The organism is Streptomyces sp. TLI_55 (genome assembly GCF_900206255.1).
In the GTDB taxonomy this organism is placed as follows: domain Bacteria; phylum Actinomycetota; class Actinomycetes; order Streptomycetales; family Streptomycetaceae; genus Streptomyces; species Streptomyces aquilus.
In genome coordinates, this window is sequence record NZ_OAOJ01000001.1 from 1,392,206 (window position 1) to 1,413,809 (window position 21,604).

21 protein-coding genes are annotated in these 21,604 nt (G+C 71.8%); 7 read left to right on the forward strand and 14 right to left on the reverse strand.

What is annotated here, in order from left to right:
- Positions 1-360, reverse strand: coding sequence for an ArsR/SmtB family transcription factor (locus CRP56_RS06490; protein WP_179850960.1), 360 nt, complete (start codon positions 358-360; stop codon positions 1-3).
- 60 nt (positions 361-420) lie between these two features.
- Here CRP56_RS06490 and CRP56_RS06495 point away from each other — a divergent pair, with 60 nt between their 5' ends.
- Positions 421-1,533: a cation diffusion facilitator family transporter gene (locus tag CRP56_RS06495; RefSeq protein WP_097273772.1), complete on the forward strand. Its 1,113-nt coding sequence runs from the start codon at positions 421-423 to the stop codon at positions 1,531-1,533.
- A 2-nt stretch (positions 1,534-1,535) separates the two neighbouring features.
- Here the strand turns inward: CRP56_RS06495 and CRP56_RS06500 are convergent, their stop codons facing one another.
- Both CRP56_RS06500 and CRP56_RS06505 read right to left on the reverse strand, forming a co-directional pair.
- Positions 1,536-2,090, reverse strand: coding sequence for a YbaK/EbsC family protein (locus CRP56_RS06500; protein WP_097261178.1), 555 nt, complete (start codon positions 2,088-2,090; stop codon positions 1,536-1,538).
- Positions 2,091-2,133: 43 nt separating this feature from the next.
- A complete protein-coding gene (locus CRP56_RS06505; RefSeq protein WP_097261180.1) occupies positions 2,134-2,706 on the reverse strand; it encodes a helix-turn-helix domain-containing protein in 573 nt (190 codons plus the stop codon).
- A gap of 94 nt (positions 2,707-2,800) precedes the next feature.
- On the opposite strand from CRP56_RS06505, the gene CRP56_RS06510 reads away from it, so the two are divergent.
- Positions 2,801-3,658 (forward strand): DMT family transporter, encoded by an 858-nt coding sequence (locus tag CRP56_RS06510; protein WP_097261182.1) that lies wholly within the window; start codon positions 2,801-2,803, stop codon positions 3,656-3,658.
- 1 nt (position 3,659) lies between these two features.
- Here CRP56_RS06510 and CRP56_RS06515 read toward each other — a convergent pair whose 3' ends face one another.
- The gene (locus CRP56_RS06515) at positions 3,660-4,415 is read right to left on the reverse strand and encodes an acyltransferase (RefSeq protein ID WP_097261183.1); all 756 of its coding nucleotides are present in this window, start codon (positions 4,413-4,415) and stop codon (positions 3,660-3,662) included.
- A gap of 114 nt (positions 4,416-4,529) precedes the next feature.
- Here CRP56_RS06515 and CRP56_RS06520 point away from each other — a divergent pair, with 114 nt between their 5' ends.
- Complete coding sequence (locus CRP56_RS06520; protein WP_097261185.1) at positions 4,530-5,063, forward strand: gamma carbonic anhydrase family protein; 534 nt, start codon at positions 4,530-4,532, stop codon at positions 5,061-5,063.
- A gap of 3 nt (positions 5,064-5,066) precedes the next feature.
- Here CRP56_RS06520 and CRP56_RS06525 read toward each other — a convergent pair whose 3' ends face one another.
- From CRP56_RS06525 to CRP56_RS06545, 5 genes are all read right to left on the reverse strand, one after another.
- On the reverse strand, positions 5,067-5,717 hold the full coding sequence (locus CRP56_RS06525; protein ID WP_097261188.1) for a DedA family protein: 651 nt from the start codon (positions 5,715-5,717) through the stop codon (positions 5,067-5,069).
- A 79-nt stretch (positions 5,718-5,796) separates the two neighbouring features.
- Complete coding sequence (locus CRP56_RS06530; RefSeq protein ID WP_257040026.1) at positions 5,797-7,347, reverse strand: carboxylesterase/lipase family protein; 1,551 nt, start codon at positions 7,345-7,347, stop codon at positions 5,797-5,799.
- Positions 7,344-9,806: a beta-glucosidase family protein gene (locus tag CRP56_RS06535; RefSeq protein ID WP_097261191.1), complete on the reverse strand. Its 2,463-nt coding sequence runs from the start codon at positions 9,804-9,806 to the stop codon at positions 7,344-7,346. Before CRP56_RS06535 ends, CRP56_RS06530 begins: the two co-directional genes overlap by 4 nt.
- Before the next feature lie 156 nt (positions 9,807-9,962).
- The gene (locus CRP56_RS06540) at positions 9,963-11,669 is read right to left on the reverse strand and encodes an RICIN domain-containing protein (RefSeq protein ID WP_257040028.1); all 1,707 of its coding nucleotides are present in this window, start codon (positions 11,667-11,669) and stop codon (positions 9,963-9,965) included.
- Positions 11,670-12,138: 469 nt separating this feature from the next.
- Positions 12,139-12,576, reverse strand: coding sequence for a DUF4442 domain-containing protein (locus tag CRP56_RS06545; RefSeq protein WP_097261195.1), 438 nt, complete (start codon positions 12,574-12,576; stop codon positions 12,139-12,141).
- 120 nt (positions 12,577-12,696) lie between these two features.
- Between CRP56_RS06545 and CRP56_RS06550 the strand changes: the two genes are divergently transcribed.
- Positions 12,697-13,734: a hypothetical protein gene (locus tag CRP56_RS06550; protein ID WP_097261197.1), complete on the forward strand. Its 1,038-nt coding sequence runs from the start codon at positions 12,697-12,699 to the stop codon at positions 13,732-13,734.
- 61 nt (positions 13,735-13,795) lie between these two features.
- Positions 13,796-15,100 (forward strand): MFS transporter, encoded by a 1,305-nt coding sequence (locus CRP56_RS06555; RefSeq protein WP_097261200.1) that lies wholly within the window; start codon positions 13,796-13,798, stop codon positions 15,098-15,100.
- Here CRP56_RS06555 and CRP56_RS06560 read toward each other — a convergent pair.
- The 3 genes from CRP56_RS06560 to CRP56_RS06570 all read right to left on the reverse strand — a co-directional run bounded on the left by CRP56_RS06560 (position 15,062) and on the right by CRP56_RS06570 (position 18,137).
- Entirely contained in the window at positions 15,062-15,907 is an 846-nt protein-coding gene (locus CRP56_RS06560; protein ID WP_097273776.1) for a spermidine synthase, read from the reverse strand. The two genes, CRP56_RS06555 and CRP56_RS06560, sit on opposite strands and share 39 nt — an antisense overlap.
- A 97-nt stretch (positions 15,908-16,004) precedes the next feature.
- On the reverse strand, positions 16,005-17,174 hold the full coding sequence (gene tuf / locus CRP56_RS06565) for an elongation factor Tu (RefSeq protein ID WP_097261201.1): 1,170 nt from the start codon (positions 17,172-17,174) through the stop codon (positions 16,005-16,007).
- Between the two features lie 240 nt (positions 17,175-17,414).
- Entirely contained in the window at positions 17,415-18,137 is a 723-nt protein-coding gene (locus CRP56_RS06570; RefSeq protein WP_097261203.1) for a DNA alkylation repair protein, read from the reverse strand.
- Positions 18,138-18,186: 49 nt separating this feature from the next.
- Between CRP56_RS06570 and CRP56_RS06575 the strand changes: the two genes are divergently transcribed.
- A complete protein-coding gene (locus CRP56_RS06575) occupies positions 18,187-18,954 on the forward strand; it encodes a TVP38/TMEM64 family protein (protein ID WP_097261205.1) in 768 nt (255 codons plus the stop codon).
- A gap of 61 nt (positions 18,955-19,015) precedes the next feature.
- Here the strand turns inward: CRP56_RS06575 and CRP56_RS06580 are convergent, their stop codons facing one another.
- Entirely contained in the window at positions 19,016-20,185 is a 1,170-nt protein-coding gene (locus CRP56_RS06580) for a thiolase family protein (RefSeq protein ID WP_097261208.1), read from the reverse strand.
- Between the two features lie 104 nt (positions 20,186-20,289).
- Here CRP56_RS06580 and CRP56_RS06585 point away from each other — a divergent pair, with 104 nt between their 5' ends.
- Positions 20,290-20,760: a winged helix-turn-helix transcriptional regulator gene (locus tag CRP56_RS06585; RefSeq protein WP_097261210.1), complete on the forward strand. Its 471-nt coding sequence runs from the start codon at positions 20,290-20,292 to the stop codon at positions 20,758-20,760.
- A 12-nt stretch (positions 20,761-20,772) separates the two neighbouring features.
- Here the strand turns inward: CRP56_RS06585 and CRP56_RS06590 are convergent, their stop codons facing one another.
- Positions 20,773-21,561 (reverse strand): alpha/beta fold hydrolase, encoded by a 789-nt coding sequence (locus CRP56_RS06590; protein WP_097261212.1) that lies wholly within the window; start codon positions 21,559-21,561, stop codon positions 20,773-20,775.
- Positions 21,562-21,604: the final 43 nt, after the last annotated feature.

Here is a 21,604-nt window from a genome sequence, read left to right on the forward strand (position 1 = left end):
CTAGTCGTGCACCGGCCGGTCGCTGAGCCGGTGGTCGGCCACGTTCAGCGCCTCGTCGACCAGGCGGCGCAGATGCCCGTCGCGCAGCGAGTAGATCACCCTGCGCCCTTCCTTCCGCGTGTTCACCAGGCCCGCCAGCCGCAGCCGCGCCAGATGCTGACTGACCGCGGGCCGGGCCGCCGCGCAGGCCTCCGTGAGGGTCGTGACGTCCGCCTCGCCGTCCGCGAGGGCGTGCAGCAGGGTGAGGCGGGTGCGATCGCCGAGGAGGGCGAGCAGCTCGGCGGCGAGGGCGAACTGTTCGTCGCCGGGGGTACGCGGGTGCGCATGATGCGCAGGTGATAGGTGCATGCGTGCGCTCATACGCACATAATGGCGGTGTGGGCGGCGGACGTCCACCGCACGCACCGGAAGGGGCCTCACGTGAGCGACCGGCACCACCACGGCCATGAGCACGAGCACGCCCATCACCACCACGGCCATGAGCACGAGCACGCCCATCACCACCACGGCCATGAGCACGAGCACACCCCTCACCACCCGCGGGAGCACCCCCTCCGCCACCGCCTCAAACACCTCCTCACCCCCCACTCCCACGAGACCGCCGACAAGCTCGACCCGGCGCTGGAGTCCTCGGCACGCGGCATGCGCGCCCTGTGGGTGTCGCTGGTGGTCCTCGGCGTGACGGCGCTGGCGCAGGCCGTGGTGGTGACCGTGTCGGGTTCGGTCGCGCTGCTCGGCGACACCGTGCACAACGCGGCGGACGCGCTGACCGCCGTACCGCTCGGGATCGCGTTCGTGCTGGGCAGGCGTGCGGCGACCCGGCGCTTCACCTACGGGTACGGGCGGGCCGAGGATCTCGCGGGCATCGCGATCGTGCTGACGATCGCCGCGTCGGCCGCCTTCGCGGGCTGGACCGCGATCGAGCGGCTCCTCGACCCGCGTCCCGTGCAGCACCTCCCGGCGGTCGCGGTCGCCGCGCTCGTGGGGTTCGCGGGCAACGAGTGGGTGGCCCGCTACCGCATCCGCGTCGGCCGTGACATCGGCTCGGCCGCGCTGATCGCCGACGGACTGCACGCCCGCACCGACGGGTTCACCTCACTCGCGGTGCTGCTGGGTGCCGGCGGTGCGGCGCTGGGCTGGCAACTCGCCGACCCGCTCGTGGGGTTGGCGATCACGGCGGCCATCGCGCTCGTGCTGCGGGACGCGGCGCGCGAGGTGTTCCGGCGGGTGATGGACGCCGTGGACCCGGCCCTGGTGGACCGGGCGGAGCGCGCCCTGCTGGAGGTCGAAGGGGTGCGCGGGGTGGGCGAGTTGAGGCTGCGCTGGATCGGGCACCGGCTGCGCGCCGAGGTCGCGGTGGTCGTGGACGGCGACGCGACGGTACGGCAGGCGCACGCCATCGCCGTGGACGCGGAACACGCCCTGCTGCACGCCGTGCCGCGCCTCACCGCCGCCCTGGTGCACGCCGACCCGGCGCCACTCCCCGGCGAGTCCGACCCGCACCACCGCCTCGCCCACCACATGGCGGCCTGAGCTCAGACGCCCAGCCCGTCCAGCACGACCGCACCCGGCAGCTCCGCGAACGCCTTGCCCGGCACGAGGAGTTTGCCGCGCCGGCGCCCGCTGCCGACCAGGACGTAGGGCAGCTCGACGACGGCCGAGTCCACCAACAGCGGCCAGTCGGCGGGGAGTCCGATCGGGGTGATGCCGCCGTACTCCATGCCGGTCTCCCCCGTGGCCGTGTCCATCGAGGCGAACGAGGCCTTGCGGGCGCCGAGTTGACGGCGTACGACACCGTTGACGTCGACCCTGGTGGTGGACAGCACGACACACGCGGCGAGCGTGGACTCGCCGCCGCGCTTGCCCGCCACCACGACACAGTTCGCGGACCGCTCCAGCAGCTCCTGCCCGTAGTGCTCCACGAAGACGGCCGTGTCGGCCCACTGGGGGTCGGTGTCGACGTAGACGATCTGCTCGGCGGGCACGCTGCCGCTCCAGCGGCGCACCGCGTCCGCGACCGGGGCGGTCAGTTCGTCGAGGCAGTCAGGGGCGGGCGTGGCGTGGTCGAAGTGTCCGATCGGTGCGTCCATGACCGCACGCTAACAGCCGTACGACGGCGGCCCGGCGGGTGTCTCAGGTCGCGGGCGGGACCGAGATGGCCAGCACGAACAGCGTCGGCTCGGTGCCCTGATTGCCGTAGGTGTGCGCGGCGTTGGCGTCGAACGTGACGCTGGAGCCGGCCGGGACCCGGTGCTCGGCGCCGTCGACCGTGAGGGTCAGCTCCCCGGCGGTGACATGGCCGATCTCGACGGTGCCCACCGGGTGCGGGTCGGAGGAGCTGCTCTCCCCCGGCATCAGCTTCCACTCCCACATCTCCAGCGGGCCGGGCGCCTCGGTGCCCGCGAGCAGCCTGCTGTAGCTGCCCGCGTCGGTGTGCCAGAGCCGCACCACCTGCTCGGGCGGGACGATCCGCACCTTGGGGCCCTGTTCGTAGTCGAGCAGGGTGGTGACGCTGACGCCGAGCGCGTCACCGATCTTCACCACCGTGCCGATGCTGGGGTTGGTACGGGCCTGTTCGATCTGGATCAGCATGCCGCGGCTGACTCCGGCACGGGCGGCGAGCACGTCCAGGGTGAAGCCGCGCTCGGTCCGCCAGCGCTTGACGTTGCGCGCCAGGGACTGGGTCAGCAGGTCGAGGTCCGACACTTCACGTCCAATATTTTGTATGACAGAGTGCAAGTGGATGAACTACGGTGGGGTGCACCGAATCGTTCATCGAACTGTACTGCGAGGCGCTCCCGTGACAGCACTCTTCGCCCTGGCCACGAGCCTGCTGTGGGGCCTGGCCGACTTCGGCGGCGGACTGCTGGCCCGGCGCACCCCGGCGCTGACGGTGGTCGTCGTCTCCCAGGCGATCGCGACGGCCGTGCTCGGCGTGATCGTGGCCGCCATGGGCGGCTGGAGCGAGGCGGGCCCGCGTCTGTGGTTCGCGTTCGCCGCGGGTCTGGCCGGCCCGGTCGCGATGATCTGCTTCTACAAGGCGCTGGCGCTCGGCCCGATGGGCGTCGTCTCCCCGCTCGGCACGCTCAGCGTCGCGGTCCCGGTCGGCGTGGGCCTCGCCCTCGGCGAGCACCCCGGCCCGATGCAGTTCGCGGGCATCGCGGTCGCGGTCCTCGGCGTCGTCCTCGCGGGCGGCCCCCAAGTCAAAGGCGCCCCGGTACAGCGCGAGGCGATCGTCCTCACCCTCATCGCCGCCCTCGGCTTCGGCATGGTGTTCGCGCTGATCGCGGAGGCGTCGACGAACGTGACAGGCCTGTTCCTCGCCCTCTTCGTCCAGCGCGTCACGAACGTCGCGGTGGGCGGCGCGGCCTTGTACGCCTCCGTACGCAGGGGCAACCCTGCGCTCCCGGCGACGGGCTTCCCGTGGTCGTCCCTGCCGACGCTGGCCTTCGTCGGCCTGGCCGATGTCGCGGCGAACGGCACCTACGCGGTCGCGGCCCGCCTCGGACCGGTCACGGTGGCCGCCGTACTCGCGTCGCTCTACCCGGTGGTGACGGCCCTGGCCGCACGCGGCTTCCTCAGCGAACGCCTCAAGGCGGTCCAGGCAGCGGGCGCGGGCCTGGCCCTGGTGGGCACCCTGCTCCTGGCGACCGGCTGACTCAGTCGAGCTCGGCGAGCTTCGCGACGGTCTCCTCGTCCAACCCCGCGAGGGCGTTCAACTGCTCGGGGGTGATCCCCTCGGGTATCGGCACCGGCGCCGGGGTCCGCAGCGGCGGCTGCCACCCCTCCTCGGCACTCCAGCGCCGGACGACCCGCGCGGGCGCCCCCGCCACCACGGCATGGTCGGGCACGACACCCCGCACCACCGCACCGGCGGCGACGACCACGTTCCGCCCGATCCGCGCGCCCGGCAGGATCACGGCACCGGTCCCGATCCAGCACCCCGGCCCGATCTCCACCGGCTCCATGCGGGGCCACTGCTTGCCGATGGGCTCGTGCGGATCGTCGTACGAATGGTTCGTCGAGGTCACATACACATACGGCCCGAAGTAGCAGTCGCTGCCGATGGTGACGGTCGTGTCGGCGATGACATGGCTGCCGCGCCCCAGCACCACGCCGTCCCCGATGCGCAGGATCGGGTCGGGACCGAGGTCGAGGTCGGGCATCAGCCCGGCCGTCAGGGTCACCTGCTCGCCGACGATGCAGTGCGAGCCGAGATGGATCCACGGCTCCCCGAAGACCGTGCCCAGCGGGAAGGCGAGTCTGGTACTCGTTCCCATCGCGCCGAAGCGGAAGCGACCCGGCTGCTCGGCGGTCACGGAGCCCGTGCGCTGCACCCAGGCCCAGCCGGCATGGACGGCACGCTGCGCCACGCGGCGCGGCCAGGATGAGAACGTGTTCTTGCGCTTCAGCACCCGCTCACGGTACTGAGAGGACGGCCCCCGTATGCGGTCGGGGGCTTGTGATCTTCGCCCTACCGGGTGGCGTACGGTGCGGAGGTACCGAGGACGGCCAGGAGGAGCGAGGCGATGACGCACAAGGCGTTGATCACGGGCATCGGCGGCAGGGAACCGAAGATCGACGGGGAGGCCTTCGTGGCCCCCAACGCGACGGTGATCGGAGACGTGACCCTCGCCGCGGGCGCCAGCGTCTGGTACGGCGCGGTGGTCCGGGGCGACGTGGAGGCCATCTCCGTGGGCGCGAGCAGCAACATCCAGGACAACTGCACCCTCCACGCCGACCCCGGTTTCCCGGTGGCCATCGGCGAACGCGTCTCGGTGGGCCACAACGCGGTGGTGCACGGCGCGACGGTGGGCGACGACTGCCTGATCGGCATGGGCGCGACGGTCCTGAACGGCGCGGTGATCGGAGAGGGCTCACTGGTGGCGGCCCAGGCACTGGTCCCGCAGGGGATGCAGGTGCCGCCGGGATCACTGGTGGCAGGAGTCCCGGCGAAGGTGAGGCGCGAGCTGACGGAGGAGGAGCGGCAAGGGGTGACGCTGAACGGCACGCTCTACGCGGACCTCGCCAAGGCTCACGGCGAGGTGCACCAGACGCCGTGAACCTCAGTCGGCGGCCGGGACGACCTCGGGCTCGGCCGCCTGCTTCTCGGCCGTCGCCTTCTTGGCCTTCCTCTTCACCACCAACATCGAGGCCAGTCCGATGAGAACGGCCGCCACCAGCCCCAGCCAGGAGAACCGCTTCAGCCACGACTCCGCGACGACACCCACGTAGTAGATGACCGCGGTCGTACCCCCGGCCCAGATGATCCCGCCCAGCACGTTGGCGATCAGGAACTTCCAGTACGGCATCCGCAGCACACCCGCCAACGGCCCCGCGAAGATCCGCAGCAGCGCGACGAAGCGGCCGAAGAACACGGCCCACATGCCCCACTTCTCGAAGGACCGCTCGGCCGTCGCGATGTGCCCCTCGCTGAAGTGCTTGGGGAACTTCTTCCCCAGCCACGCCAGCAACGGCCGCCCGCCCTTGCGCCCGATGGCATAGCCGATCGAGTCGCCGATGACGGCACCCGCGCTGGCGCAGGCCCCGAGGACGACGGGGTTGATGTCCCCGTGCTGGGAGGCGAGCAGCGCGGAGGAGACCAGGATGATCTCGCCCGGCAGCGGGATGCCCAGGCTCTCCAGGCCGATGACCAGGCCCACCAGCAGATAGATGCTGACCGCGGGTACGGTCTCGAGCCATTCCTGGACGTGCACCGCCGGTTCCTCCCGTGTCCTGTAGATCCCGTGTGATCCCGGCGCACGCTCACAAGGGCGTGCGCCGGAAGCCTACCCGTTAGGAGACGGCGGCCGAGTCCCACAGGTTGCACCGATGCGTGCTGTGGACGGCCGTGCTCACGGTGTTACCGCCCGCGGACGCGGTCCGCAGCGAGAGCACCCGCCCGGGGCCGGAGGGCATCGCGGGCTGCCCGTCCGCCCGCGGCACCCCGCCCCGCACGAAGGACCCCCAGTACTGGACCATCTGCCGGGACAACGTCCGCTGCTCCGCGTTCAGCGGGGACTCCAGTCCGAAGTGCTTGAAGAGGTACTGCACCTCGTTGACATGGGTCGCGCCGAAGTCGAAGTCCGTCCCGAGGTTGCGCAGCGAGGCGAAGGGCGGCCCGGTGCGGTCGGCGAACTCGTACGCGTAGACCGGTCCGCGTGCGGCGAGCACCCCGTCGAGCCTCAGCGCCGGGCAGGCGAAGAGCATGTCGCCGAGGGCCGTGGCGTAGCCGATGGTCGGGGACTGCTGGTCAGCGAGCGGATAGCTCCGGAGGGCCTCCTCGCCGAACTCCTCCCGCATGACGGTCGGGTACTGCTCGGCCGTGAGCGGGTTGCCACTGAGGTCGAAGCGGGCGAACGCGAACAGCCGGCCCTCGTCCTGGTTCGCGCCGTTCATCACCGGCACCCCGGCCGAGGCTCCGTGGGCCAGCGCGGTGGACGGCTGCCTGGGCAGGAAGCGCCCGCCGGTCACCGGTCCCCAGTCGAAGTCGCCCTGGGCGGCGAGAAGGTCGGCGGCGGACTTGCCGCGCAGACAGGCGACGGTCTCGCAGCCCAGCTTCCGCGCGAAGTCGGCGCCCTGGGCGACGGCCGTGTCGTGCGGGCGGGCGGCGCAGTCGTCGTACGCCCCGCTCTCGATGATGCCCGCGCGGAACAGGCCTCTGGCCGTGGGTGAGGCGAGCTGGGTGCAGACCGAGCGGCCGCCCGCCGACTCGCCCGCGATGGTCACCCGCCCGGGGTCACCGCCGAAGCGGCCGACGTTGGCGCGCACCCAGCGCAACGCGGCCTGCTGGTCGAGCATGCCGAAGTTGCCGGAGACACCGTCGGACGCCTCGTCGTCGAGGCCGTCCGTGGCGAGGAAACCCAGTGCCCCCAGGCGGTAGTTGACGGTCACGACGACCGTGCCGGTCTGCCGCGCGAACGTGTCCGGCACGATGTCCTGACCGGCCCCGGCGGTGAGGCCACCGCCGTGGAACCAGACCAGGACCGCGTTGCGGCGGGCGCCCTCGGGGACGTGGACGTTGAGGTCGAGACAGTTCTCGGTGTACGAGGGCTGCTCGTATCCCGGGTCCCAACTCGCCCCCTGCACACACTTGTTGCCGAAGTCCTGCGCCCCGCGCACCGCTTGCCAGGGCTTGACCGGCCGGGGCGCGGTCCAGCGCAGCTTTCCGACCGGCGGCTCGGCGTACGGGATGCCGAGGAACTGCCGCCCCTCGGCGGTGACTTCACCCCGCACCAGGCCCGCTTCGGTGCGCACGACGGGGTCGCCGGACGCGGCCTGGGCCGAGGTGGGAAGCACGAGGGTGGCTGCAAGTGCCGTCAGCGCGACGGCGATCCGGCGTATCACCGCGCCACCCCCGCTCGCGTCCGCAGCCGCAGATCCCCGGCCGACGCCCCGACCCACACGTCCCGGCGCCCGGTTCCGAGCACCCAGTCATGGCGTTCCGGGTCCCAGGAGGACAGGGTGCGCGCGGCGACGCGCACGGTGACCCGCTTGCGCTCCCCCGCGCGCAGGGTGAGCCGGCGATAGCCGCCCAACACCCGTACCGCCTGGTCGAGTCGGAGGTGCGGGGAGGGTCCTATGTACACCTGGGACACGGCGATTCCTTCCCGGCGGCCCGTGTTGCGGACGGTGAAGGTCACCGAGAGACCGTGGCCATGGGACTCGGCGGACAGGTCCTCGTAGGCGAAGGCCGTGTACGAGAGGCCGTGGCCGAAGGGGAAGAGAGGCCGTACGCCCTCGGCGGCGTACCAGCGGTAGCCGACGTGGATGCCTTCCGAGTACTCCTCGACGCCGTCCACGCCCGGGTAGCGGCGTGGGTCACCGGCGACCGGGTGGTGGTCGTCGTCGGTCGGGAAGGACTGGGTGAGCCGGCCGCCGGGGTCGGTGTCGCCGAACAGGACGGCGGCGGTGGCGGCCGCGCCCTGCTGGCCCGGGTAGTACATCTGGAGCACGGCTCCCGTGCTCTCCAGCCAGGGCATCGACGTGGCGGAGGAGGTGTTGAGGACGACGGTGGTGCGCGGGTTGGCGGCCGTGACGGCCTCGATGAGCCGGGCCTGGTGGCCGGGGAGGGCGATCGTGGTGCGGTCCTGGCCCTCGGTGGCGTCCTCGTAGGCGAACAGGACGACCTGGCGGGCGGCCTTCGCCGCCGCGACCGCCTCAGCCACGTCCGCGGCCCGGGTCGCCCCGGTGACCCGGCGCAAGCGGAAGGTCTGTCCGGTGCCGCCGCCCTGTGCGGTGATCTTCAACGTGTGTGCGCCCTTGGCCAGTTGCAGCGTCCTGCGGCGCACGAGCAGTCCGTCGGGCGCGGCGGAGACCAGACCGCCCGCGAAGTACTCGCCGTAGCCGGGCAGCACCGGGAAGAGGTCCTCGCCGTCGAGGAGCACCTTGGGCCGGGAGGCGGGCGCGCCGGTGAAGTGGAGGACGAAGGTCCACTCGTCGGCGTCGGAGACGGTGAGCGTGCCGTCGTACGTCCACGTCTCGCCCGCGGCGACCTGACGGCCGTCGCTGTCGAGGGCGGGGCTGAACGCGGACGCGGGGATCGGTTTGCCGTAGAGATCCTCGCCCAGGGCGTAAGTCACCTTCTTCGCGCGGGACTTGAGGACGTCGAGGGGGCTGTCGGCGTGGTCGGGGACGACATGGGCGCTGCCGCCGCCGCTGACGAAGGGCAGGGAGCCGGTCGGGCCGATGACGGCGATGCTGTCGGTGGTCAGGGGCAGGGTGCCGCGCTCGTTGCGCAGCAGGGTCGCGCCGGCCTTGGCGACCTCCAGGGCGACGGCCGCGCCCGCCTTCGCGTCGCGTTCCGGGCGGACCGGGGCGGTGCCGTCGAGGAGGCCGAAGCGGTCCATGACCGTGAGGATGCGGCGTACGGACCGGTCGACGTGGTGCTCGGGCACGCTGCGGTTGCGGACGGCCGTCTTCAGCGCCGTACCGAAGTACGTGCCGTCCGGCATCTCCATGTCGAGGCCCGCGGCGAGGGCCTCGCGGGTGCTGTGGGCGGCGAACCAGTCGGTCATCACCCAGCCGTCGAAGCCCCAGCGCCCGCGCAGGACGTCGGTGAGGAGTGTCCTGTTCTCGCAGGCGAAGGTGCCGTTGACCTTGTTGTACGCGCCCATCACCGCGCCGGTGCCGCTGCCGACGGCCGCCTCGAAGCCGCGCAGCTCGACCTCGTGGAGGGTCTGTTCGCCGACCCGCACGTCGATGGACATGCGGTCCTTCTCCTGGTTGTTCAGGGCGTAGTGCTTGACGGTCGCGACGAGGCCCTCGGCCTGGATGCCCTCGATCTCGGCGGCGACCAGGTCGGCGGAGAGCAGCGGGTCCTCGCTGAAGGTCTCGAAGTTGCGGCCCGCGTACGGGGTGCGGATCACGTTGACCATCGGGGAGAGCAGGACGTCCTGGCCGAGGGCGCGGCCCTCGTGGCCGATGACGCGGCCGTAGCGGCGGGCCAGTTCCGGGTCGAAGGCGGAGGCCAGCAGCACGGGGGCGGGCAGGGCGGTGGCGTGCCGGGTCACGCGGACGCCGGCGGGGCCGTCGGCGAGGCGCAGCGGGGGGATGCCGAGGCGTGCGACGCCCGCGACATAGCCGGCCTGCCCGAGGGAGGCGGGGTCGGTGGCGCCGTGCAGGAGGGAGATCTTCTCGTCGAGGGTGAGCTTGGCGAGGAGTCGTTCGACGCGGGGCCCGGCGCCGTGGCCGGGTCTGCCCCCGGCATGGGCGGGGAGTGCGAGTCCGCCGGTGGCCGCCGCGGCGACGGTGATCGCTCCGCCCAGCAGCCGCAGGGTGGAACGCCGGGAGACGGGGTGGGTCATGTGCCGTCACTCCTTCGGTATCTGAACGCACGGTGCGACAAAAGGGACTTGACGCGGGGTCAGAAACGCCTGGGACGCGGCGGGAAAACTATGACCGCTGGTGACTCGTGTCAATGAAATGAACAAGGACCGCCCCCGAGGGGACGGTCCTCATGATCAGCGAAGGACGGAACCGAGAGACGCGACGACGGCTCCCACCTTGTCGGACACCACGGCGGGCACCTCCACCGGCGCCTGGAAAACCCCCTCGCCCTCCAGCTCCTGCCGGTGATCGACCTGCGCCACGCGCGTCTCGTAGGGTTCGCGGTCGCCACCCTGGGGCCGGCCCCCGCTGGGAGGTGCGACGGGCAGCCGCGGTGACGGCACGGCAGGAAGGAGACCGTCGCCCTTCTCCCCCTCCGGCGCCGCCTTGTCCCCCTTCTCTCCCGCCCCGCTCTTCTTCCGCGGCTCCCCCGTCGCCGCGGAGTCCGTCGTCTCCAGCACCCACCGCCGGCCCTCGGCGCCGTCCCGGTCGACGACCACTACCTTCCCGTCCTCGCCGGCGAGAGCGCGGCCCTTGTGCCAGCGCAGCAGGATCTCGCCGCGGACCGTGAGGTCGAACTGCACCTCCCCGGCATGCACCAGGCAGCCGGCCAGGACCACCGAGCGCTTCCCGGGATCGGAGTCGAGGCAGAACCTGGGGTCGGCGAGGCTGCGCAGCAGGCCGTCGTACTGGTACGACCACTGCTGCGACACGGCCGTGGAGCAGGCGACGAGGATCGCCGCGGCACCGTCCGCGGCCGTGCCGCCGTGCAGGTCGAGGCAGAGGTCGGTGGTGAGGTTGCGGAGTCTGCCGTGTCCGATCTCCACGGGGTCGGTGGCGGAGGCGGCCGAGGGGGAGCTCACGGGTCCCGGCCGCACCGAGGGGTTGGTGTCCTGGCCGCTGGGGGCGCCCCAGGTGGCGCTCGGTTCGGGGACACCGTTGTCGGTGGACCAGCCGCGGGCGGCGAGCACGGTCGCGAGCAGGGCCAGCGAGGTCAAGCCGACCACGGCGACGGCCTTCGCCTGCCGGCGCGGTGCGACGCGGCGCCGGGCCGGTGCGGGGCGGTGCCGGCCGCCGCGCGGGCGGACGACCGGCGACTGGCTGGTGCCGCCGCGGCCCGGACGGGAGTCGAGATAGCGCCGGGCGCCCCAGCCGAGCACGGTCTCGGCGAGCAGCACCTCCAGTCCGCCGTCGAAATGGCTCAGTTGCTCGGCGGCGTGCCGGCAGTAGCGGCACTCCATCAGATGCTGCTGGACATCGGGCAGCAAGGCGCCGCCGCGGCGGATCGGGACGTCGAGGAGGCGGTTGTAGAAGCGGCATTCCTTGGAGGGCGCGAGTTCCCGGTGGGCGCGGACGCAGCCCTGCCGGAATTGCTCGCGGGCCTGTTCCAGCGCGTCCGCCGCACGGGCTGCGTCCACACCCAACAGACCGGCCGGTACGGATATGGGCTCGGCCTCGACCTCGATGTGCCACAACAGGCATTGGGAGGCTCCGGGAAGCGCCTGGAATGCCCGCTCGGCGAGCTTTCGCCTTTCGGATGTGACCCCGCGCGCCGCACGCAGTCCACGCCCTCCGGTCGGCTTGCCCAGTTCCGGCAGAGCCGCGGAAATACGGTCCTCGGCGGCCCACTCCTTCACCGTCTCCCGCACGGCGGCCAGGAGCTGGGGACGTACGGCACCGCCGGTCGCGCGGCCGAAGACCTGGTGGAACGCCGCGGCGGCCACGAGTTCGGCCGAACCGGACGACGAGGCCAGGCAGATGACCGCGTAGTCATGCGTCGCCCGCCAGTGCCGGGCCAGCAGCAGGGCGACCGCGCGGGCGCCGCCCTCGGCTCCGCCCAATTGCGCGACGAGATTGCGGTCGGACTCCCCGGGGCTCGCTCCTGGGCGTGGCGGGTAGGGGGGTCGTGGGGGGTAAGGGGATTGCACGGAACCATTTCCTTCCAAGCCGCGGACGCGCGGGGAAAACACGTACGTCGGAAAAGCAGGTGCCTGATTGGTGCATACCTATGCCGCGTCAGCTACTGAGCGATCACCAGGGGGCGCTCACTTTCGCACATATGAATCATAGGAAACAAGAAGTTCGAGTGACCGAAGTTCAAAACGCCGTGAATTCAGATAAGTTACCGGCGGTATCCGCACCCGCATTCGAACCCATGGAGGCGGGGAGACGTCAAGTTGTGTGCGAGCAGGGGTGGTTGGCACACGAAATCTCCAACCTTCGCACCGCTCCCACCGGGTGCGCATGCGAAAGGGGCGGACCGGCGCCGTCGCGCAGGTCCGCCCCTTCTCTCGACTACGGGGACGCAGTTCAGCTGTTGGGACGCAGCGTCCACAGCACGGTCATCTCACCCGTCACCGCACCGTCGCCGCGCCGGATCTCGATCGCGACCGGGAACTCGGGGCGCTCCCCCGCGTCCAGCTCGGCGACGACGTCGGCGGCGGGACGGCCGAGCGTCGCGGTGGCCGTCACGGGCCCCATGGCCAGCTTCTTGTAGGCGATCTCGGCGCTGACCGCGAGCGGCACGGCGCGCGAGAGCTGCTCCCCGAACGCGGCGAGGACGATCGCGCCGCTGGCGGACTCCCCGAGCGTGAACATCGCCCCGGCGTGCGGCCCGCCCACGTGATTGTGGAACTCGCCCTGGTCCGGAAGGGAGACCACGGCCTTCTCCGGGGTGGTCTCCAGGAACTCGAGGTTCAGGGTCCGGGCCATGGGCACCGTGGCGGCAAGCATCTCGCCGATGGACATCTGGTCTGCGCTCATGACGAGCATGTTACCCACGAGTAGCGTTTGCTGGCCAGAGCTGCTACGTACCTGACAAGGGTCGGTGACCGAGTCGATGCACGGGCGCCACTAAGGTGGCCTCCCATGTGGCCAGGACAGCAGCCGCCCGGGGGCGAGCAGAACCCGCAGGACCAGAGCAACCCGTACCAGCAGCCGGGATACCAGCAACCCAATCCGTACCAGCAGCCCGGCTATCAGCAGCACAACCCCTACGCGCAGCAGCCGCCGCAGCCGCCGACGCAGTGGGACACGCCGGGCGCTGTGCAGCCCGCGCAGGGCGGCAGCAGCGGCGGGGGCGGCAACCGTACGAAGGTGACCGCGATCGTCGCGGCCCTCGCGGTCGTGGTGGCCGCCGGTGTCACCGGGTTCCTGGTGCTCGGCGGCGGCAAGGACGACGAGGCCGGCGGCGGCTCCGGCAAGGGCGGCCAGACGGCGGCCCCGTCCAAGTCCGACGCCACGGACCCGAGCGCCTCCGCCTCGGGCTCGGACGACAATCCGCGCGGCGGGGAGGCGGAGAAGGCGACGATCCCCGGCTGGAAGGTCGTCATCAATCCCAAGTGGGGCACCGCCTTCGACGTACCGGCCGACTGGAAGGTCGAGTCGCCGGGCATGCTCATCGGCTTCGAGAAGGACGACGCCAAGGCCGGCGACAAGCCCATCATCACCATGTCGGCACCGGCGTACCTCAAGGAGAAGTGGTGCACCTCCGACGACGACAAGGACGGTCGCACCGACGACACCGCCCTCGCCACCGCGGGCACCAAGGGCGCGAACGGCGCCAAGGACACCGACGAGGTCGCGGTCAACCAGGTGCCGTGGTGGGTGTACGGCGGCTACACGCAGCCGGACAAGAAGAGCATCACGTTCGACGAGAAGGCCAAGGCGTTCACGACCACGTCGGGCGTCGAGGGCAGCATCGCCTGGGCCCGCTCCAAGAACACGCCCCGCAAGGGCAAGTGCGCGACCGACGGCAAGGCGGTCACGTTCGGCTTCAAGAACTCCACGGGTGACTTCGTGGCGTTCAGCCTCTACGGCGCCACGGGCGTGAAGGACGAGCTGCCGGACGCCACCATCATGAAGATCCTCGGCACGGTACGGCTGCACGGCGAGCCCACGGGCTGACCGGAGGGAACCGGCCGGAATTCGTTTGGCAGGTGAGCGCCGGGGCGGGGATAGTCGGCCGGTGACCTCCGCCGACGCCTCCGCACGCCGCCGCACACCCAACTGGGCAGGCCGCAACTACACGCTGCTGACCTCCGCCGCGTTCATCACCAACCTCGGCAGCCAGGGCGCGCTGATCGCCGCCGCGTTCGCCGTGCTGGAGAGCGGCGGCAGCGGCGGTGACGTGGGTCTGGTGGCGGCCGCGCGGACGCTGCCGCTGGTGGTGTTCCTGCTGATCGGCGGGGCGGTGGCGGACCGGCTGCCCCGGCACCGGGTGATGGTCGCGGCCAACGCCCTGAACTGCGCCTCCCAGGGCCTGTTCGCCCTCCTCGTCCTCGTCGGCGAACCGCGGCTGTGGCAGATGATGCTGCTGACCGCGCTGGGCGGCACCGGGCAGGCGTTCTTCGGCCCGGCCGCCGAGGGCATGCTGATGTCCTCGGTCTCGGGCGAGCAGGCCGGCCGGGCGTTCGCGGTGTTCCGGATGGCGATGCAGGGCGCGGCCCTGGGCGGCGCCGCCCTCGGCGGTGCGATGGTCGCCGTGATCGGTCCGGGCTGGGTCCTGGCGGCGGACGCGCTGGCGTTCGCCGTGGCCGGGGCGCTGCGCTCGTTCCTGGACGTGAGTCACATCCCGCCGCGCGCCCCGGGCAGCGGGCTGCTGTCCGATCTCCGAGAGGGCTGGCGGGAGTTCATAGGCCGGCCCTGGCTGTGGGGCATCGTCGTCCAGTTCTCGATCGCGAACGCCGTCGTGGCGGCGGCCGACGCGGTCTACGGTCCGCTCGTCGCCCGGGACCATCTGGGCGGGGCGGGACCCTGGGGTCTGGCCCTGGGCTTCTTCGGCGCGGGCACGGTCGGCGGGGCTCTGCTGATGACCCGCTGGAAACCGCACCGCCTGCTCCTCGCCGGAACGCTCTGCGTCTTCCCCCTGGCCCTCCCCTCGGCCGCCCTCGCGATCCCGACGTCGGTCCCGGTGCTGTGCGCGGTGATGCTCTGCACCGGCGTGACGGTGGAGGTCTTCAGCGTGAGCTGGATGACCGCGCTCCACCAGGAGATCCCGGAGGAGAAGCTGTCCCGGGTCTCGGCGTACGACTGGTTCGGCTCGGTCGCCATGGTGCCGCCGGCGACGGCGCTGGCCGGCCCGGCGGAGTCGGCGTTCGGCCGCTCCCCGGCCCTGTGGGGCTGCGCGGCGCTGGTCGTGCTGGTGACGGCGGCGGTGCTGTGCGTACCGGACGTACGCAATCTGCGCCGGACCGGCGGCAGGACGGTGAGGGCGCAGCACGCCGGCTCGGACTCAGCCGATGCCGAACGTGCCGTCGGGGGGCTCGGGTGACGGCACCGCGTCCTCGTCCCGCACCGGCCGCGCGACGCCCGTGAACGTCCGCAGGGCGTCCCCGTGCTCGACCCGGGCCGGGAAGGCGTCCGCGGCGGTGCGCCGGGCCAGCGCGGCGGTGTCGAGGGGCTGCCGGGCGGCGACGACCACGGCGTTCCCGAACCGCCGCCCGCGCAGCACCGCCGGCTCGGCGATGAGCGCGAGCTCCTCGAAGGCCGTGCCCAGGGTCGCCAGTTGGGACCGCAGGAACGCGAAGGGCGCGGCGTCGGCGAGGTTGGCCAGGTAGACGCCCCCGTCCCGCAGCACGCGCCCCGCCTCCCGCGCATACTCCACGGAGGTCAGATGCGCGGGCACCCGCGAGCCCCCGAAGACATCGGCGACGAGCACGTCCGCGGAGTCACTGGGCGCTTTCTCCAGCCACGTACGCGCGTCGGCGGCGTGCAGCGCGGTGCCGGAGCCGTCGGGCAGCGGCAGATGCTCCACGACGAGCTCCAGCAGCCCCTGATCGGCCTCGACGACGTCCTGCCGGGAGCCTGGCCGGGTGGCGGCCACGTACCGGGGCAGGGTCAGCGCGCCTCCACCGAGGTGCAGCACGTCCAGCGGCTTTCCGGGATCGGCCACCAGATCCAGGACATGGCCGAGCCGACGCGCGTACTCGAACTCGAGGTGCGTCGGCTCGTCCAGATCGACGTACGACTGAGGCGCCCCGTCCACGGTGAGCAGCCAGGCCCGTTCGCGATCGACGTCGGGCATGAGCTTGGCAAACCCATGATCGACGGCACGGGCGACGGGGAGCGACTCGGTCATCTTGCAATTGTGCCTGCGCTGGATGCCCGTCAGGGGCGCGGGGAACTGCGCGACCAGCCACAACCGGCCCGCAGTCCCCCACACACCTCAGCCCCCCTCACACAACGGCTGTCACTGTCCCCGCACCCACAGTCCGACCACCCTCGCGAATGGCGAACCCGAGCCCCGGCTCAAGCGGCACGTCCCGCCCCAGCTCAACGGTCATCGAAACCGTCTCCCCGGGCCGGGCAAAGCCCACCTCACCCAGGTCCACATCGCCCACCACATCCGCGGTCCGGATGTAGAACTGCGGCCGATACCCCGTCGCGACCGGCGTCGTACGCCCGCCCTCACGCGAGGACAGGACGTACACCTGAGCCGAGAACCGCCGCCGCGGCTCGACGGAACCGGGCGCGGCGACCACATGCCCGCGCCGCACGGCGTCCCGTGGAACACCCCGCAGCAGCAAGGCCACGTTGTCCCCGGCCTGCGCCTCCTCCATGGGCTTGCCGAAGGTCTCGAGCCCGGTGACCACGGTGTCCACGGAGGCGCCGAGCACTTCAACCCGGTCACCGACCTTCACGGTCCCCCGCTCGACCGCACCGGTGACCACCGTCCCCCGGCCGGTGATGGTGAGCACGTTCTCGACGGGCAGCAGGAACGGCGCGTCCAAGTACCGCTCCGGCATGGGCACATACGTGTCCACCGCGTCGAGCAGCGCCTCGATGGACGCCGTCCACCGCGGGTCGCCCTCCAGCGCCTTGAGCCCGGAGACCCGTACGACAGGGACCGTGTCCCCGCCGTAGCCCTGCGAGGTGAGCAGGTCGCGGACCTCCAGCTCGACGAGGTCGATGAGCTCCTCGTCGCCCGCGTCGGCCTTGTTGAGGGCGACGACGATGTGGTCGACGCCCACCTGCCGGGCGAGCAGGACGTGTTCGGCGGTCTGCGGCATGATCCCGTCGAGCGCGGAGACGACGAGGATCGCCCCGTCGAGCTGCGCGGCGCCGGTGACCATGTTCTTGACGTAGTCGGCGTGGCCCGGCATGTCCACGTGGGCGTAGTGCCGGGTGTCGGTCTCGTACTCGACGTGCGCGATGTTGATGGTGATGCCGCGCGCCGCCTCCTCCGGGGCCCGGTCGATGCGGTCGAACGGGACGAAGGTGCCGGCGCCGCGGTCGGCGAGGACCTTGGTGATGGCGGCGGTCAGGGTGGTCTTGCCGTGGTCGACATGACCCATGGTGCCGATGTTCAGATGCGGTTTGGTGCGCACGTATGCCGTCTTGGGCATGGCTGTACCTCGAAGTCTCTTCGTCAGGAAAGCGGGGACCCCAAGGACTTGCCGACCCTCCCCCTGCGGGGTCCGCCGGACGATCCGGAGAGGGTCAGCTTCGGGCGCCGTCGACGGCTGTCAGAAAGACGGGAACGGCAGCCTTCGGCGCATCCGCGACTGCGGATGCTGCGAGGAGGAAGGCGTGCCGGAACATGGGGTCGATCATTGCCGACGGTTCGCCCGGCGTCGAACGGTTTTTCACGCCCCGATGTTCTTCAGCGCCTCCCGCACCGACAGCGGCGCGAAGCGGCCCTTCTCCCGCGCGAGGAAGCCCCGTACGGCCTCCGGGTCGGTCTTGGCGTACTCGCGCAGCGCCCAGCCGATGGCCTTGCGGATGAAGAAGTCGGGGTGCCCGGACTGGTGGAGGCAGTAGGTGAAGAGGCGTTCGGTGTCGGTGCGTTCCTTGTAGCGGAGCTGGTGGAGGAGCGCGGTGCGGGCGATCCACAGGTCGTCGTCGACGATCCAGGCGTCCATGTCCGCCTTCAGCGCCGGGTCGGCCCCGACGAGGGCGCCGACGACGTGCGCGGCCAGCAGGTCCACGGTGTCCCACCAGGGGACCGTGGAGACCAGGTGCCGGGTCACGGGCAGGAAGCCGGACGACAGCACGCGCGCGTGGCGGCGCAGATAGTCGACGGCGAAGTACTGGTACTCGCGCTCGGGCAGCCGCCAGCAGCGCAGCGCGATCGCCGTGCAGTCGGTCTCGTCGGGGCGGGGCGTGCCCTCCACGACGGTGCGGGACAGGGCGCGGCGCACGGGGGTGGTGAGGCCGAGGAAGGGGGCCACGTCCTTCATGTACGCCCGCATGGACTCGGCCCGCGCGGGGTCGGCCGCGGCCCCGTAGACGACCGTGAGCCGGTCCAGCACGGTGTCGGCGAGAGGGCTGCGCGGAAGTGAGGGAGATCCCACACCTGTGACGCTCATGAGACGAACCATACGGCGATCACACACATCGGTCGGTTAGTGTCACCGGATGCTCGATGCCACCACCCGCTCTGGGGGCACCGCCACGGCCACTCCCCCGGCCACCGCCACGGAGCTCGCGCTCACCGCACCGGTCCCGGCAGGTCTCGCCGCCCGCTGGACGAGAGTGCTGCTCTCGCCCTGGTCGCGGCTCTCCCTCCTCGTCGCACTGCTCGTGGCGGCCGCGTCGACCGTGCTGCTCTTCGAGCCACAGCGGCTGCTGGCGGACGGCTGGCCACCCCAGCTGAGCGGGGCGGCCGCTGCGATGGTCTTCGCGGGGGCGTACGGCCTGTGCGCGGTGGCGTTCGTACCGCGCCCGCTGCTGAACCTCGCGGCCGGCGCGCTCTTCGGCTCCCAGCTGGGCATCGGCGCCGCCCTCGCGGGCACGGTGCTGGGCGCCGGCATAGCCTTCGCCCTGGGCCGGGTACTCGGCCAGGACGCCCTCCGCCCCTTGCTGCGTGGCCGTCTGCTCCAGGGCGCCGACAGCCAGCTCAGCCGCCACGGCTTCCGCTCGATGCTGGCGATCCGCCTCTTCCCGGGCGTCCCCTTCGCCGCCGCGAACTACTGCGCCGCCGTCTCCCGCATGGGCTACGTCCCGTTCCTCCTGGCGACGGCACTGGGTTCGATCCCGAACACGGCGGCGTACGTGGTGGCGGGGTCACGCGCTTCGACACCGACGTCCCCGGCGTTCTTGATCGCGATGGCGGCGATCGCGGTGCCGGCGCTGGTGGGCGCGGCGGTGGCCTGGCGCAAGCGCCACCATTTGCAGCGCCGGTAAGTACAACGCCCCCCAGGGGCGCGGGGAACTGCGCGACAAGCCCCCACCGGCGATCAGCCGCTCAAACAGCCTCAAGCACCATGGCGTTGGCGAGCCCACCCGCCTCACACATGGTCTGCAACGCGTACCGCGCGCCCCGCTCCCGCATCGCATGCACCAACGTCGTCGTCAGCCGCGTACCGCTCGCCCCCAACGGATGCCCGATCGCGATAGCACCCCCGTGCACATTGACCTTGCCCAGATCCGCCCCGGTCTCCTGCTGCCAAGCCAACACCACGCTGGAGAACGCCTCGTTGACCTCGAACAGATCGATGTCGTCCAGCGCCAGTGAGGCCCGCCGCAGCACCTTCTCCGTGGCCGGGATGACGCCGGTGAGCATCAGCAGCGGATCGGACCCCGTGACCGCGAAACTGTGCAACCGCGCCAACGGCCGCAACCCGAGACGAGCAGCCGTCTCACTGGACGTGATCAACACGGCCGACGCCCCGTCATTGATCGGGCTCGCGTTCCCCGCCGTCACGTTCCACTCGATCTGCGGGAACCGCTCGGCGAACCCGGGGTCGTAGTAGGCCGGCTTGAGCCCCCCGAGCACCTCAGCCGTGCTGGACGGCCGTACGCACTCGTCCCGCGCGACCCCGTCCAGCGGAGCCACCTCCGCGTCGAAGAGGCCCGCGCTCCACGCCTCGGCCGCCTTGCGGTGCGAGGACACCGCGAAGGCGTCCATCTGCTCGCGCGTGATGGACCACTTGGCCGCGATGAGCTCGGCGCTGATGCCCTGCGGGACGAGGCCCTCGGGGTACCGCTCGGCCACGCCCGGGCCGAAGGGGTCGGCGCCGGGCGGCACGTTGGACCACATCGGCACCCGGCTCATCGACTCCACGCCACAGGCGACGACGAGGTCGTACGCCCCCGACATCACGCCCTGCGCGGCGAAGTGCACGGCCTGCTGGGAGGAGCCGCACTGGCGGTCCACGGTGGTCGCCGGGACCGTCTCCGGGAAGCCCGCCGACAGGACGGCGTAACGGGTGGTGTTCATGGCCTGCTCGCCGACCTGGTCGACGGTGCCGCCGATGACGTCGTCGATCAGCGCCGGGTCGACGCCGGAGCGCTCCACGAGGGTGCGCAGGGTGTGGGCGAGGAGCTCGACGGGGTGGACGTGCGCGAGGGAGCCGTTCGGCTTGCCCTTGCCTATGGGGGTGCGTACGGCTTCGACGATCACTGCGTCACGCATGGTGCGGCCTCCGCGGTCACCAGACAGCTACTGGTCAGTAGGAAATCCAAACTCACCATAGCTCTGCGGGTTGGAAAATCAAACCCTCCCCTAGAATCGGGCTCATGGCCGCCACCAAAGACCCGCGCCCCTGTTCCATCGCCGACGCCCTGGCGCTCGTCGGCGAGAAGTACTCGCTGCTCGTCCTGCGCGAGGTGTGCCTCGGCAACGGCCGCTTCGACCAGCTGGTGCGCAACATCGGCGCCCCGCGCGACATCCTCGCCACCCGCCTGCGCCGGCTCGTCGACGCCGGGATCCTGACGAAGCGCGCCTACAGCGAGCGGCCGCAGCGCTTCGAGTACCGGCCCACCCAGGCGGGCCTGGAGCTGGAACCGGTCCTGGTGACCCTCATGGCCTGGGGCGACCGGCATCTGCGCGCGGACGACGACCGGCCGATGGTCGTCGAGCACGCCTGCGGCAACGAACTGCTCCCGGTCGTCGTCTGCCAGGCCTGCGGCGACGCCGTGCGCCACGAGGACCTGAGCGCCCATCCGCAGGTTCCGGGCTGGACGGTGGCGGGGCCGACGGCGGCGTGAGGCCGCGACCGGTCAGCGGTGTGCGCGGCAGAACGCGCGGACGGCCTGGTTGAAGGCCTCGGGTGCCTGGAGGTTGCTGACGTGCCCCGCGCCGGGAAGCACCACGAGCTGCGCGTCCGGGATCGACGCCTCGAAGGCACGGGCGACCTCCAGCGGCGACCGGGCGTCGAGTTCGCCCCACAGCAGCAGCGTCGGCACCCCGATCAGGGGCAGCAGGTCCCGTTGGTCCGCCTCGGCCATCAGGCGCAGCTGGGCCCTCATGGTGGCCTGGCGCACGTCCTGTGCCATCGAGTCGAGCAGCGGCACGTACTCGGCGGGCGGCTCCCCGGCGAAGAGTTCCGGCAGCGTCGGGGCGAAGTCCTCGGGCGGCACGTCGAGCATCCGTCGTGCCCCTGCCACCCGGCGGGCCACCTCCTCGGGCGGCAGCGAGCCCTTCCAGCCGGCGTAGGTGTCGGCCAGCAGCAGGGTCCTGACCAGCTCCGGACGGTGCCGGTACAGCTCCAGCGCGACCGTTCCGCCCCAGGAGAGCCCGCCGACGTGGGCCGGGCCGAGTCCCACGTCCTCGATCACCGCGGCGAGGCAGAGGGCGTAGTCGGCGAGGGTGAAGCCGGCCGGCAGGTCGGAGGAGCGTCCGGCGCCCGGCTCGTCCCATGCCACGACCGTGAACTCGTGGGCCAGGCCGGTCAGCTGCGGCCGCCATATCCGCGCGGCGTCCCCGGCGCCGTGCGCGAGGACCAGCAAAGGTCCCTGGCCGACGCGGTCGTAGGCGATCTCCACGCCGCCCACCTGCACCGTCGCCATGACTCCAGGCTAGACGCGACCACCGCCGATGTCGCGACGGACC

What these genes read in the sequence shown, in the direction of transcription:
- CRP56_RS06560 (WP_097273776.1), bottom strand. Translation starts at nt 15,907, where the DNA reads ATGACCGAGTCGCTCCCCGTCGCCCGTGCCGTCGATCATGGGTTTGCC.
- CRP56_RS06535 (WP_097261191.1), bottom strand. Translation starts at nt 9,806, where the DNA reads ATGACCCACCCCGTCTCCCGGCGTTCCACCCTGCGGCTGCTGGGCGGA.
- CRP56_RS06585 (WP_097261210.1), top strand. Translation starts at nt 20,290, where the DNA reads ATGGCCGCCACCAAAGACCCGCGCCCCTGTTCCATCGCCGACGCCCTG.
- tuf (WP_097261201.1), bottom strand. Translation starts at nt 17,174, where the DNA reads ATGCCCAAGACGGCATACGTGCGCACCAAACCGCATCTGAACATCGGC.
- CRP56_RS06570 (WP_097261203.1), bottom strand. Translation starts at nt 18,137, where the DNA reads ATGAGCGTCACAGGTGTGGGATCTCCCTCACTTCCGCGCAGCCCTCTC.
- CRP56_RS06520 (WP_097261185.1), top strand. Translation starts at nt 4,530, where the DNA reads ATGACGCACAAGGCGTTGATCACGGGCATCGGCGGCAGGGAACCGAAG.
- CRP56_RS06545 (WP_097261195.1), bottom strand. Translation starts at nt 12,576, where the DNA reads ATGTCCATCGGCGAGATGCTTGCCGCCACGGTGCCCATGGCCCGGACC.
- CRP56_RS06500 (WP_097261178.1), bottom strand. Translation starts at nt 2,090, where the DNA reads ATGGACGCACCGATCGGACACTTCGACCACGCCACGCCCGCCCCTGAC.
- CRP56_RS06550 (WP_097261197.1), top strand. Translation starts at nt 12,697, where the DNA reads ATGTGGCCAGGACAGCAGCCGCCCGGGGGCGAGCAGAACCCGCAGGAC.
- CRP56_RS06580 (WP_097261208.1), bottom strand. Translation starts at nt 20,185, where the DNA reads ATGCGTGACGCAGTGATCGTCGAAGCCGTACGCACCCCCATAGGCAAG.
- CRP56_RS06490 (WP_179850960.1), bottom strand. Translation starts at nt 360, where the DNA reads ATGAGCGCACGCATGCACCTATCACCTGCGCATCATGCGCACCCGCGT.
- CRP56_RS06590 (WP_097261212.1), bottom strand. Translation starts at nt 21,561, where the DNA reads ATGGCGACGGTGCAGGTGGGCGGCGTGGAGATCGCCTACGACCGCGTC.
- CRP56_RS06575 (WP_097261205.1), top strand. Translation starts at nt 18,187, where the DNA reads ATGCTCGATGCCACCACCCGCTCTGGGGGCACCGCCACGGCCACTCCC.